General features: G+C 61.7%; 9 protein-coding genes. 3 read left to right on the top strand and 6 right to left on the bottom strand.

Annotated features, from left to right (window positions below):
* Nucleotides 1-18 precede the first annotated feature (18 nt).
* The 5 genes from ACFSNN_RS07215 to ACFSNN_RS07195 all read right to left on the bottom strand — a co-directional run bounded on the left by ACFSNN_RS07215 (nucleotide 19) and on the right by ACFSNN_RS07195 (nucleotide 8,248).
* Nucleotides 19-858, bottom strand: coding sequence for a MetQ/NlpA family ABC transporter substrate-binding protein (locus ACFSNN_RS07215; protein WP_134459451.1), 840 nt, complete (start codon nucleotides 856-858; stop codon nucleotides 19-21).
* A gap of 376 nt (nucleotides 859-1,234) precedes the next feature.
* Nucleotides 1,235-2,836, bottom strand: coding sequence for an efflux transporter outer membrane subunit (locus ACFSNN_RS07210; protein WP_134459453.1), 1,602 nt, complete (start codon nucleotides 2,834-2,836; stop codon nucleotides 1,235-1,237).
* A 13-nt stretch (nucleotides 2,837-2,849) separates the two neighbouring features.
* Nucleotides 2,850-6,035, bottom strand: coding sequence for an efflux RND transporter permease subunit (locus ACFSNN_RS07205; protein ID WP_134459455.1), 3,186 nt, complete (start codon nucleotides 6,033-6,035; stop codon nucleotides 2,850-2,852).
* Nucleotides 6,036-6,091: 56 nt separating this feature from the next.
* Complete coding sequence (locus ACFSNN_RS07200; RefSeq protein WP_134459457.1) at nucleotides 6,092-7,348, bottom strand: efflux RND transporter periplasmic adaptor subunit; 1,257 nt, start codon at nucleotides 7,346-7,348, stop codon at nucleotides 6,092-6,094.
* A 45-nt stretch (nucleotides 7,349-7,393) separates the two neighbouring features.
* The gene (locus ACFSNN_RS07195; RefSeq protein WP_134459459.1) at nucleotides 7,394-8,248 is read right to left on the bottom strand and encodes an alpha/beta hydrolase; all 855 of its coding nucleotides are present in this window, start codon (nucleotides 8,246-8,248) and stop codon (nucleotides 7,394-7,396) included.
* A gap of 183 nt (nucleotides 8,249-8,431) precedes the next feature.
* Here ACFSNN_RS07195 and ACFSNN_RS07190 point away from each other — a divergent pair, with 183 nt between their 5' ends.
* The gene (locus ACFSNN_RS07190; protein ID WP_012426421.1) at nucleotides 8,432-9,436 is read left to right on the top strand and encodes a LysR family transcriptional regulator; all 1,005 of its coding nucleotides are present in this window, start codon (nucleotides 8,432-8,434) and stop codon (nucleotides 9,434-9,436) included.
* 234 nt (nucleotides 9,437-9,670) lie between these two features.
* The gene (locus tag ACFSNN_RS07185; protein WP_134459461.1) at nucleotides 9,671-9,979 is read left to right on the top strand and encodes a DUF4148 domain-containing protein; all 309 of its coding nucleotides are present in this window, start codon (nucleotides 9,671-9,673) and stop codon (nucleotides 9,977-9,979) included.
* Between the two features lie 221 nt (nucleotides 9,980-10,200).
* Here the strand turns inward: ACFSNN_RS07185 and ACFSNN_RS07180 are convergent, their stop codons facing one another.
* Nucleotides 10,201-11,274 (bottom strand): purine-nucleoside phosphorylase, encoded by a 1,074-nt coding sequence (locus ACFSNN_RS07180; RefSeq protein WP_134459463.1) that lies wholly within the window; start codon nucleotides 11,272-11,274, stop codon nucleotides 10,201-10,203.
* 232 nt (nucleotides 11,275-11,506) lie between these two features.
* On the opposite strand from ACFSNN_RS07180, the gene ACFSNN_RS07175 reads away from it, so the two are divergent.
* On the top strand, nucleotides 11,507-12,487 hold the full coding sequence (locus ACFSNN_RS07175) for an aldo/keto reductase (protein ID WP_134459465.1): 981 nt from the start codon (nucleotides 11,507-11,509) through the stop codon (nucleotides 12,485-12,487).
* Nucleotides 12,488-12,493 lie beyond the last annotated feature (6 nt).

Genomic DNA, 12,493 nt, shown 5'->3' with positions numbered 1-12,493 from the left:
TTCGGCCAAGCGCGCGGCTTACCACGCGACAGCGTAGAGATTGCCGAAGGCTTTATCGAGCGCGGCGCGCACTGCCGGCGAATGCTGATAGATCGCGATGAACTTGCGGATACGCGGATCGTTCGCGCTTTCCGGACGCACGACCCATTGAATCGCGTAGTTTTTGTTTTCCAGGCCGTCGAACAGCAGCGCGCTATTCGGATCGGTGGTGCCGGCGAGCTTGATGAAACTCGGATAACCCTGTGCGAGATCGACGTCGTCGAGCGAACGCGCCAGTTGCGATGCTTCCAGCTGTACGATCTTCAGATGCTTCGGGTTGTCGATGATGTCGAGCGTCGTCGCGCGATAGTCGATGCCCGGCTTCAGCTTGATGAGACCGGCGCGCTGCAGCAACAGCAGGCCGCGTCCGCCGTTGACCGGGTCGTTGGCAATCGCGACCGTGGCGCCGTCTTTCAATTCGTCGAAGCGTTTGATCTTCTTCGAGTACAGACCGATCTTCATGATCGTGCCCGGCGCGATTGCGACGAAGTTATAGCCGCCCTGCTTCTTCGCATTCTCGAGAAACGGAATGTGCTGGAAGTAGTTGACGTCGATGTCCTTGTTGGCGAGCGCCGCGTTCGGCGTATTCCAGTCCGTGAACTCGATGATCTTCACGTCGAGGCCCTGCTCTTTCGCTTCGCGCGCGGCGATTTTGAGCGCTTCGATTTGCGGGCTGGTTGCGGTGCCGATTTTCAGCGTGGGCGAGTCGGCCGCTGAAGCGGGCGTGGCCTGCAACGCGAGCGCGAGACCGAACGCGCTGATGAGCGAGAATGCCGGCGTGTGGAAAAAGCGCTGCAAGTTAGACAGAAAAATGCGCATGGTGAACTCGTCAGTTTCGGGCGTGGTTTGATTCAAGGCGAGCCGATCCGATGGCATGCTTTGAGGCGCCTACAAAGGGATTAGCTCTGAGACAAATCAGGCTTGCCGGATAGGTCGGGCAACGGAAAGTTCGCAACGTGCGGCTTAAACCGCGCGTGGCAGCGACAGGACGCGCAATGCGGTCAGCGCGGACAGCGGAAGGTCGGACAGGTCATCGCCTCTCTCCAGATGAGGTGCGACTCATCATAGTGGGCGACAAAGCGGCGGTCTACGAAGGGATTTTTGGAAGGAAAGCGGGAAAAATGATTTGGACAAAAAACGCCGGGCCGCACTTTCGCGCGACCCGGCGTCTGCCACTCGTCCGTGATTCGACGAGTTATTGCTTCGCCACCTGTTGCACGGCAGCGGCCGCCGTCACCGGCGCGGATGCCGGCGCAACAGCGCCCACCGCCGTATCCGCCGCTTTCACATCACCCCAGCCACCGCCCAACGCGCGAATCAGATTGACGGTCGCCACCGCCTGCGTGCCCGACAGATGGCTCGCCTGCAATTGCGAGGTCAGCACCTGCCGCTCGCCGTCGATCACGTCCAGGTAGCTGACCGCACCCTCCGTGTACTGCGTGCGCGACAGATGCGCCGCCCGTTGCGAAGCCTGAACCGCATCGTTCTGCTCGCGCATCTGGTCATCGAGCAAACGCAAATCGGACAGGTTGTCCTCCACCTCACGGAACGCCACCAGCACCTGCTGACGATACTGCGCCACGTCCTCGTCATACTTCGAACGGGCTTGCGCGAGGTTCGCCTTGCGGCGGCCGCCGTCGAACAACGGCAGCGTCAACGCCGTGCCGGCGAACGGCCCGAGAATAAACGCACGGCTCGACCACTTGAACAGATCGCCGAGCGTCGCCGATTCGAAGCCGGCGCCGCCGGTGATATCGAGTTTCGGGAAGAACGCCGACTTTGCGAGGCCGACACGCGCATTCGCCGCCTGCATCGCGCGCTCCGCCGCCGAAATATCCGGCCGGCGTTCCAGCAGATCCGAAGGCAAGCCCGGCGGCACGCGCACCGTGACCGGAACCAGCGGCGCTTCCGCGAACGAGAAATCCGCCGGCGGCTTGCCGAGCAGAATCGCGAGACTATGCTCCGACGCCGCGCGTTGACGCGCCACGCCCACGGCGTCCGCACGCGCGCTCGCCAATTCGTTGCGGGCCCGCGATACATCCAGTTCGCCGATATCGCCTTCCTTGAAGCGCCGTTCGACCAGCTTCAGCGTGTCCTCGCGCAACGCCACAGTACGACGGTACAAGTCCTGATCCGTATCGAGCTCGCGCAACTGGAAGTAGTTCTGCGCAACGTCTGCCTGCAAGGACAATTGCACCGAACGGAACAGCGCTTCGCTTTGCTGTTCGTCCGAACGCGACGCGTTCACGTTGGAGCCGACCCGCCCGAACAGATCCGCTTCGTAGGACGCAGTGGTTTGCGCGCGCCAGATGGTGCCAGTGGTGCCACCCACGCTATCCGGCTGAAATTGCGACGCCGCGGAAGCACGCTCGCGCGTCGGGCCGAAGCCCGCATCGAGCTTCGGGAACCAGTCCGACTTCGCGGCCTGCGTCACTGCACGCGCCTGCTGTACGCGCGCTGCCGCCGCCTTCAGGTCCTGATTCGCGGCCGAGGCCTGCTCCTCAAGTGCATTGAGTTGCGGGTCGCCGAAAATCGTCCACCATTCGCCGCGATGCGCGTCGTCGGCGGGCTGGGCCTGCTTCCACGTGCCGTTGTCCTGCGCCGATACACCCGACGCAGCCGAGGGCGCAGAAGCAGCCGACGTGGCCGACGCCGCCGGCGCTTCCTTGAACGCAGCCGGCGCATCCACCTCCGGCCGCTTATACGTGGGTTCCAACGAGCAGGCGGCGAGCAACGCGACCAGCAAACCGCTGGCAGCCGCCCGGCCCCACCCTCTCAAAGATTCAAAGCGTTTCATTATTATTTTCTCCTCAAGCGTCCGTCACCGGCGCGCCATAGTGCGGCGAATCTTTCTGCGCGACGTGAATCGTTCCGCCCGCCAGCGTACGCAGCACCACATAGAACACAGGGGTCAGCATCAGACCGAACAGCGTGACGCCGAGCATGCCGAAGAACACCGCGATACCCATCGCATGACGCATCTCCGAACCGGCTCCGCTCGACAGCACCAGCGGCACCACGCCCATGATGAATGCGATCGACGTCATCAGAATCGGCCGCAAACGCAAGCGGCTCGCCTCGATCGCCGCCGACAGCGGCGTATGCCCGTCATGCTCCAGTTCGCGAGCGAACTCGACGATCAGAATCGCGTTCTTCGCGGACAAGCCCACCAGCACCATCAAACCGATCTGCGTGAAGATGTTGTTGTCGCCGCCAGTGAGCCACACGCCGGTCAGCGCGGACAGCACGCTCATCGGCACGATCAGAATCACCGCGAGCGGCAGCGTCAGGCTTTCATACAGTGCCGCGAGCACGAGGAACACGAGCAGCACGCTGATCGGGAACACCCACAAGCCCGCATTGCCGGCCAGAATCTGCTGATACGTCAAGTCGGTCCATTCGAGCTTCACACCGTGCGGCAGAACTTCCGCCGCCACGCGTTCGGCCGCGGCTTGCGCTTGACCCGACGAGAAGCCCGGCGCAGGCCCACCGTTGATGTCGGCAGCCGTATAGCCGTTGTAACGCACCACCATTTCCGGACCGAACGTTGGCGTTACCGTCACCAGCGAAGAGAGCGGCACCATGTCGCCCGCGGCGTTGCGCGTCTTCAGTTGCAGGATGTCGTCGGCGCGTTGACGGAACGGCGCGTCCGCCTGCACTCGCACCTGATACACGCGCCCAAAGCGGTTGAAGTCGTTCACATACAGCGAGCCGAGATAGATCTGCATCGTGTTGAACACGTCCGTGACCGGCACGCCGAGCTGCTTGGCCTTCACACGGTCGAGGTCCACATTCAATTGCGGCACGTTGATCTGATAGCTCGAGAAGGTCGGGCCGAGTTCAGGCGTCTGCGCGGCCTTCTTCACGAACGCCTCCGCTGCCTTGTTCAGTTCCGCGTAACCGAGCGCGCCGTGATCCTCCAACTGCATCTTGAAGCCGCCGAGCGTGCCGAGACCAAGCACGGGTGGCGGCGGGAACACCGCGACGAACGAATCCTTGATCGCACCGTATTGTTGATTCAGCGCACCGGCAATCGCACCGGCCGACAGTTTCTTGTTGCCGCGATCTTTGAACGGCTTGAGCGTGACGAACACGATGCCCGCGCTGGAGCTGTTCGTGAAGCCGTTAACCGACAGTCCCGGAAACGCCACCGCGCTCTCCACGCCCGGCTGCTTCAGCGCAATCGAGCTCATGTCGCGAATCACCTTCTCCGTGCGATCCAGCGACGCACCGTTCGGCAATTGCGCGAAGGCGATCAGGTACTCCTTGTCCTGCGCCGGCACGAAGCCGCCCGGCACCACACGCGAGATCAGCACGGTCGCGCCCAGCAGAATCGCGTAGACCACCAGCATCGCGCCCTTACGGCGCAGCACGCCGGTCACGCCGCGGCCGTACTCCGTCGAACCGCGATGAAAGACCTTGTTGAAACGCCTGAAGAAACCACCCAGCACGCGATTCATCACACGCGTCAGGAAGTCTTCCTTTGCGCCGTGGCTGCGCAACAGCATCGCGGACAACGCCGGCGACAGGGTCAGCGAGTTGAACGCCGAGATCACCGTCGAGATCGCGATGGTCATTGCAAACTGCTTGTAGAACTGGCCCGTCAAACCAGTCATGAACGCGAGCGGCACGAACACGGCGACGAGCGTCAACGCGATAGCGATAATCGGCCCGCTCACTTCCTGCATGGCCTTATAGGTCGCGTCGCGCGCACTCAGCCCGTTTTCGATGTTCCGCTCGACGTTCTCCACCACCACGATCGCATCGTCCACCACGATCCCGATGGCGAGCACCATGCCGAACAATGACAAGGCGTTGATCGAGAAGCCGAACGCGAGCAGCAACGAGAACGTCCCGACAATCGATACCGGCACCGCGATCAACGGAATGATCGAAGCACGCCACGTCTGCAGGAACACGATCACGACGATCACCACCAGCGCGATCGCTTCGAGCAGCGTATGCACGACCGCCTCGATACTCGAGCGGACGAACTGCGTCGGGTCGTAGACGATCTTGTATTCGACGCCCGCCGGCATATCTTCCGCGAGTTCCTTCATCGCGGAACGCACCTGATCGGAAATCGCGAGCGAGTTTGCGCCCGGCGCCTGGTTGATGGCGAGCGCCACCGCCGGCTTGTTGTCGAGCAGCGAACGCAGACCGTATTCCGAAGCCGCGAGTTCGATCCGCGCAATATCCTTCAGGTAAGTCACGCCGCCGTCCGGCGTGGTCTTGACGATGATGTCGCCGAATTCGCCCTCAGTCCTCAGACGGCCACGCGCATTCACCGACAACTGCAATTGCGTGCCCGGCACCGAAGGCGATGCGCCGATCACACCGGCTGCCACCTGAATGTTCTGCTCGCGGATCGCGTTGACCACCTCGGTCGCCGTCAGGCCGCGTTGCGACACTTTCTGCGGATCGAGCCAGACGCGCATCGCGTAGTCGCCCGAACCCCACAACTGCACTTCGCCGACACCCTGAATCCGCGCGAGCCGGTCCTTGACGTTCAGCAGCGCGTAATTGCGCAGATACGTCATGTCGTAGCGATTGTTCGGCGAGATCAGATGCACCACCATGGTCAGCGTGGGCGAGCTCTTGATCGTCGTGACGCCAAGGCGTTGCACGTCTTCCGGCAGACGCGGCAGCGCCTGATTGACGCGGTTCTGCACGAGCTGCGTCGCGAGGTCCGGATTGGTGCCGAGCTTGAAGGTCACCGTGAGCGTGAGATTGCCGTCGCTATTCGCTTGCGACTGCATGTACAGCATGTTCTCGACGCCGTTGATCTGCTCTTCGAGCGGCGAAGCGACAGCTTCGGCGATCACTTTCGGATTGGCACCCGGATACTGCGCGTGCACCACCACTGAAGGCGGCACGACTTCCGGATACTCCGAGATCGGCAGCTTGAAGAGCGAAATAATGCCCGCCAGCAGGATCAGTACCGACAGCACGCCGGCAAAGATCGGTCGATCGATGAAGAATTTGGATATGTTCATGGGAAGCTCTTAACGTTGGAGCAAGCGCCGCGCAATCGGGCCGCGGCGCGCGAGGCTCACGAATTCTTGTCCGCTTTGGTGCGCGTCTGCGTTTGGGCCTGCGATTGCGCTGGCGACTGCGGTTGCGTTTGCTTCTGTGCGAGCGGTGCGCTGTTGGGATCGTCATCCGTTGTCATCGGCACCATGTGCGCGCGCACCGCGTCACCGGGACGCACGCGCTGTATGCCGTTCACGACGATCCGGTCAGTGGCTTTCAGGCCGCCCTTCACCACGCGCAGATTGCCCTGCATGCCGCCCACATCGATCGAGCGATATACGACGTGATTGCCCTGATCGACCACCAGCACGAACTTCTTGTCCTGGTCGGTGCCCACCGCGGCGTCGTCGATCAACAGTGCCGGATGCGGCTCGCTGCCGCCCACTTTCACGCGTGCATAGAGACCTGGAATCAGTGCGCCGTCCTGGTTATCGAAACGCGCGCGCACGCGGATCGTGCCCGACGACGTGTCGAGCCGGTTGTCCACCGACTCGATCACGCCGCTGCGCGAGTAGCCGCTTTCGTCCGCGAGACCGAGTTCCACCGGCACCTTGCCGCCGTCTTTCGCGCGGCTCAGGTATTGCAGATACGTTTGTTCGTCCGCGTCGAACGATGCGTAGATCGGCGACACCGACACCAGCGTGGTCAGCGGCGCAGCCGTCGCGCCCGCCGAGATCACGTTGCCCACGGTGATTTCCGCACGCGACACACGGCCCGAAACCGGCGCGACAATCTTCGTGTAGCCAAGATTGATGCGGGCGGTTTCGAGCGCGGCTTGCGCGGCCTTCAGGTTGGCGCTCGCCTCACGCGCGGCGTTCTGCTTCTCGTCGTAGTCGCGCTTGGCGATCGCGTTGTCGGCGATCAGGCGTTGCGCGCGCTCCCAATCGCTTTGCGTGTAGCCCGTGCGCGCCTGCGCGGCGGCGAGTTGCGCTTCGGCGCGGTCCACCTCGGCCGCATACGGACGCGGGTCGATCACGAACAGCGTGTCGCCCTTCTTCACGAGCGCGCCGTCCTTGAAGTTGACCGACACGATGGTGCCCGGCACCTGCGAACGCACGTCCACTTTCTCGACGGCTTCGAGACGGCCCGAGTAGCTCTGCCAATCGGTGATCGTTTTTTGCACCACCGTGGCCACATCGACTTCCGGCACGATGGTCGGCGCGGCGGGCGAGCTCGCGTCCACGCGAATCGCGCCGAACGTGCCCAGCCCGGCCACGACGATGACGGCAAGTGCGGCAATCGCCACACGGCGACGGGAAAGAGGAAGGATAGTCATGTGTAGCTCCCGAGATCGTTGATTAAAGTTTTGCTTATTTCTATTTCAGCGATGGGCGCGTGCATCGAAGCGCCACTGAAAAAATCGCACTGCTTCCTGCAGGGCGGGCGGATGATCGGCCAGCGCGGCATGCGACACGCTCGGATAGCGGACCACCTGGGTCAGCACACCGGCATCGATCAGGCTGCTGGCATATTTCTCCGCTTCCACATGCAGCACGTCGTTTTGCGCCGTCGCGATCAGCGTGGCCGGCAGGCCTGCGAGGCGCGACGATTCGAGCGGCGCGGCGTACGGATGCATACGCTGCGACGCTTGCGGCAGATACGCGCGATAACACGCCGCGCACTCTTTCGCCGTGATGTCCGAGCCGAGACGCTTCTCGTCGCCAAGGCGCGTGAGACTCGGATCGAGCATCGGCCCGAACAGCGCCTGCGCTGAAATTCGTACGTCGCCACGGTCCCGCGCGATGAACGCGAGGCAATTGGCCAATTGCCCTCCCGCATCGTGGCCGGCTACGCCAACCTTCTTGCTATTGCCGCCAAACGCGCGCGCCCGTGTCTGCACCCACAACGCCGCGCGGTGCGCGTCTTCAGGTGCGGCCGGAAACGGAAACTGCGGTGCCAGCGAGTACCCGACCGACACGACCAGAGCCGGTAAGTGTTCTGCGAAATAGCGCGACGCGTAGTCGGCCTGGTCGATCGAGCCCTTCGTGAAGCCACCACCGTGGAAATAAAGCAGTACCGGCAGTGAGGTTTTCTTTTCCTGTCTGTACAGACGCAACGTGATGTCCTGCGCGTGCCCTTCGATCTGCACGTCAGTAACTTCGAGTGCCGTGCTGTCGGCCTCTGCCGGGCTGCTGCCGGTAGGCACAAAGGAGTACGGCGGTTTAAATGCTTCCATGTCGAGCCGCGCAATGCGCATAGAACTTCAATGGTGCGAATTGTGGGTTCGGCAGACTCGTAAATAAATGCCTATAATCCGGCAACACAATTCGGCGCCCCTGAACAATCGAATGCGATTGCCTGCGGATTCGCGGTGGAGTGCAATCCTGCTCAGTGCGCCAGCCCCTATTGGAGGTCTGCAATGGACCGGCTTCAGGCCATGCAAGTGTTCACTCGTGTCGTCGACACCAACAGCTTTACCCGCGCGGCGGAAACGCTCGACCTGCCGCGCGCGTCGGTTACCACGATTATTCAGAACCTCGAAGCGTTCCTTGGTACGCGTCTGATGCATCGGACCACGCGCCGTTTGTCGCTCACGCCGGACGGCGCGGCGTACTACGAACGCTGCGTGCGCATCCTTGCGGACGTCGAAGAGACCGAGGCCAGTTTTCAAAGCGGCAACAAAAAGCCGCACGGCAAGCTGCGCATCGACATGCCGGGGTCGATCGGCCGCTTGCTGGTGATTCCTTCGCTGTGTGAATTCCACACGCGCTATCCGGACATCGACCTGCAACTCGGCCTGACGGACCGGCCGGTTGACCTGCTGCAGGAAGGCGTAGATTGCGTGGTGCGGGTCGGCGCGCTACAGGATTCCTCGCTGGTGGCGCGCCGGATCGGTTTGTTCGAGGGCGTGACCTGCGCCGCCCCCGACTACATCGAGCGCGCGGGCATGCCGACGTCGCTCGAAGACCTGGAGAATCACAAAGCAGTCAATTACTTTTCGAGCCGCACGGGTCGCACGCTCGATTGGGCCTTCCTGGTTGACGGCAAAGAAATCGAAGTGAAAATGAAGAGCATCGTCTCGGTGAACGACGCGGACGCCTACGTGACCTGCGGGTTGGAAGGCTTCGGCCTGATTCAGCCTGCGCTCTTCATGGTGCTGCCGCATCTGCGGTCGGGCCAACTGGTCGAAGTACTGCCGGAACTGAAGCCTTTGCCGATGCCAATTTCGGCAGTCTATCCGCACAGTCGTCATCTGTCGCCTAAAGTCCGCGTTTTCGTAGACTGGATCGCGGAGTTGTTCGACCGTTGTCCGTTATTGAGCGGACGTGGCAGTCTGGACGCAACGTGCACGAAGCGCACTTTCGAAGAACGCGAGTCTGCTCCAATGCTCGATACGCCCGTGATAACTGAATGGGTCGCATAAGACGGGTGAATTGAAGTACAGAAACTGGAACAGTGAATTTCAACCGCGGCTCTAATGCCGCGGTTTTCTTTTGCGGCAACACCGGTAAGGCGTTTCACTCGGCATTAAAACGATTGTTCTGGAATCGCGACAATTCATTTCGCGAAAGTGCGATTTATCCGCACCGCCTCGAAGTCTACATTTCACCCTGTCGCAGCGCCGCTCGTGCTGCAAATGAATCGACAGGAGTGAATCATGAAACGCAATCTCTTAGCAGGTCTGGCTCTTTCGCTGCTCGTGAGCGCCCCGGTGTTTGCACAAAGCAGCAGCGGCGGCATTGGCCGCGCCGGCTCGTACAACACGCAACCCGCGCCGACCACGGCCGCCAAATCTCGTGCAGAAGTGAAGGCCGAACTGGTCGCAGCGTATCGTGATGGCTCGTTGCCCGCGCTGAATCGCACGACGTACCCTAACAAAGGCCTGATCGGTCAAACCCAGGCCGAACGCATCGCGCTGCAGGAAGGCACGAGCGGCGACGTTACGCGCGTGGCCAACGGACAGTAAAACCAGCTTGCCGCAATGATTCGGTTTCCAAAAGAAATATTCATTGCGGCGCTATTCATGCACTCTTCAAAAAGGAGCTCATCATGACACCCTCGGAACTCGACCATTGGGATACCGACACGCCTGTGTGGACGCCGTACCGCGCGCCGCAACACTAAGTGTCCAAAGTAGCAGCGAGTGCCCGCGGATTTTTCCGCGGGCACAGTCACATGTGCACAGACCTAGCGCCTCGGCACGCCGTCACGCCACTCGCCCCAATGCGTGGAGATATCCTGCACGAGCGGATTGCCCGACAGGAACAGGTTCTGGATGGCGATCGTAAAGCCGCCTTGCGCGGCATAGTTCAGCAGGTTGTCCGCACTCGTCTGCCCGTCGTAGGGCCGGTCGAAATCGGAGCCCGCCCGCAACACGGCAACGCGATTCAAATCCACCTTGTGTACTGAAGCCGCGCGCTTGAGCGCCTCATAGGTGGCGTTGTCCTCTTGCTGCGTCGTGCAGTAGACGCCTTTTCCATCGGTCAGAATTTTGGTCCAGTCGCGGGCTCGCTGCCCAAGCAGCGTACCTGACCACCAGGTGTCGCCCGCAAGCGTGTCGCATTGAATGACGGCCGGCGGAAGGTTCGCCGGCGGATATGAGTACTTGGCCCGCGCGGCCTGAGCCTGCGCGTTATCGGAGAGCGTCACGTGGCGAGACAACGCGAACGCCGTATTCGCGAGCCGCGTGTTCAACTGGAACACTTCAGTACGATAGTCGAGCGGCGGCTTGTCCGACGGACTCGTCGTATTGATGCCGAGGTAGCCGGTATTCCAGCTGGGCGGAATCTCGCGCCCGTCGATCTCCCACTGAATCCCGAAGTCGACCAGATACTTCGCCCACGCGGCGGAGCCCACCGTGCCCTGCTGCGGATCGATCCCGGCAATGCCGGCAACCATGAAGTACGTGTGCCGCAAATCGAAACGCGGCGAAAACGTCAGCGCCATGATCGACGCAGCAGCGTTGGTGTGTCCCATGCCGGTGGTCATCACGCATACGTCCTGCTTGTTGCAATGGACCGTCGGGTAATCGGGCGACAAGCCGTCCACCGCAATTTCGCGCCACGGGCCGAGGTTATCGAGCCATACCTGGCCTTCCGGCCCGAACATCGAAATGATCATCACCTTGACGGGCTGCCCGTGCGAGCCGCCGTCGCCGCGCGAGAAACCGTCGTTATCGTCCGCACTGGCCGGACCGGACGAAAAGGCGGCGCATGCCGCGAGGGTAATGGCGCAGACGGCGCCGAGTGAGCGAGTCAGCATCGTGATCTTCCTTTTGCTTTTGATGCAGGTTGGGAGAGAGTGCTGCTTTCAGGCCGAAAGAAGTATAGGTGCGAAGAAATTATTTTCCACTACGCGATGCGCTCCCGGTCAGCGTTGACGGGTCCTGCTGGAAAACCATGCAACTCGGCTCCGTACGCGTTCTTCAGCGTTTTCTTATAATCGATAGTCCGCAGCGCACCGGCTTTGTGCACTTCATAACAGGAGCACCACGATGGATTATGTGAAACTCGGCCGTACCGGCCTCGATGTATCGCGTCTTTGTCTCGGTTGCATGAGCTACGGCGTGCCGTCTCGCGGCACGCATCCGTGGTCGCTGGACGATGAAGCGGCGCGCCCCTTCATCAAGCAGGCGCTCGATCACGGCATCAATTTCTTCGACACCGCCAACGTCTATTCCGACGGCACGAGCGAGGAAATCGTCGGCCGCGCGCTCAAGGACTTTGCGAAGCGCGACGAGATCGTGCTGGCCACCAAGGTGAATAGCCGCATGCATCCGGGCCCGAATGGCGCCGGCCTGTCGCGCAAGGCGATCATGTCGGAGATCGACCACAGCCTGCGGCGCCTCGGCACGGACTACGTGGACCTGTATCAGATTCATCGTTGGGACTACGGCACGCCGATCGAAGAAACCATGGAAGCGCTGCACGATGTCGTGAAAGCCGGCAAGGCGCGCTACATCGGCGCCTCGTCCATGTATGCGTGGCAATTCGCCAAGGCGTTGCACGTGGCTGAGAAGAACGGCTGGACGCGCTTCGTGACGATGCAGAACTACGTGAATCTGCTGTATCGCGAGGAAGAGCGCGAAATGCTGCCGCTCTGCGAAAGCGAAGGTATCGGCGTGATTCCGTGGAGCCCGCTCGCGCGCGGCCGCCTGACGCGCGACTGGAACACCGAGAGCGCGCGCTCCGAGACCGACGAATTCGGCCAAACGCTGTACGCCCAGACCGAAGACGCGGATCGGCGAGTCGTTGAACGGGTCAACCAGATAGCCAAAGAGCGCGGCGTACCGCTTGCGCAAGTGGCGCTCGCGTGGGTGTTGCAAAAGAAGCCGATCACCGCGCCGATCGTCGGCGCGACCAAGCTGCATCATCTCGACGATGCGGTGGCCGCGCTTTCGCTGAACTTAAGCGCGGACGAAATTCGTCAGCTCGAAGAGTTGTACGTGCCGCACGCGGTGACGGGCTTCAAGTAAGCCGTA

The sequence above is a fragment of the Paraburkholderia dipogonis genome, assembly GCF_042680985.1.
Lineage (GTDB): Bacteria > Pseudomonadota > Gammaproteobacteria > Burkholderiales > Burkholderiaceae > Paraburkholderia > Paraburkholderia phytofirmans.
This window is presented reverse-complemented; position numbering and strand designations above follow the sequence as displayed.

Coding starts and splice junctions, on each gene's coding strand:
- ACFSNN_RS07215 (WP_134459451.1), bottom strand. CDS start 858: ATGCGCATTTTTCTGTCTAACTTGCAGCGCTTTTTCCACACGCCGGCA.
- ACFSNN_RS07210 (WP_134459453.1), bottom strand. CDS start 2,836: ATGAAACGCTTTGAATCTTTGAGAGGGTGGGGCCGGGCGGCTGCCAGC.
- ACFSNN_RS07205 (WP_134459455.1), bottom strand. CDS start 6,035: ATGAACATATCCAAATTCTTCATCGATCGACCGATCTTTGCCGGCGTG.
- ACFSNN_RS07200 (WP_134459457.1), bottom strand. CDS start 7,348: ATGACTATCCTTCCTCTTTCCCGTCGCCGTGTGGCGATTGCCGCACTT.
- ACFSNN_RS07195 (WP_134459459.1), bottom strand. CDS start 8,248: ATGGAAGCATTTAAACCGCCGTACTCCTTTGTGCCTACCGGCAGCAGC.
- ACFSNN_RS07190 (WP_012426421.1), top strand. CDS start 8,432: ATGGACCGGCTTCAGGCCATGCAAGTGTTCACTCGTGTCGTCGACACC.
- ACFSNN_RS07185 (WP_134459461.1), top strand. CDS start 9,671: ATGAAACGCAATCTCTTAGCAGGTCTGGCTCTTTCGCTGCTCGTGAGC.
- ACFSNN_RS07180 (WP_134459463.1), bottom strand. CDS start 11,274: ATGCTGACTCGCTCACTCGGCGCCGTCTGCGCCATTACCCTCGCGGCA.
- ACFSNN_RS07175 (WP_134459465.1), top strand. CDS start 11,507: ATGGATTATGTGAAACTCGGCCGTACCGGCCTCGATGTATCGCGTCTT.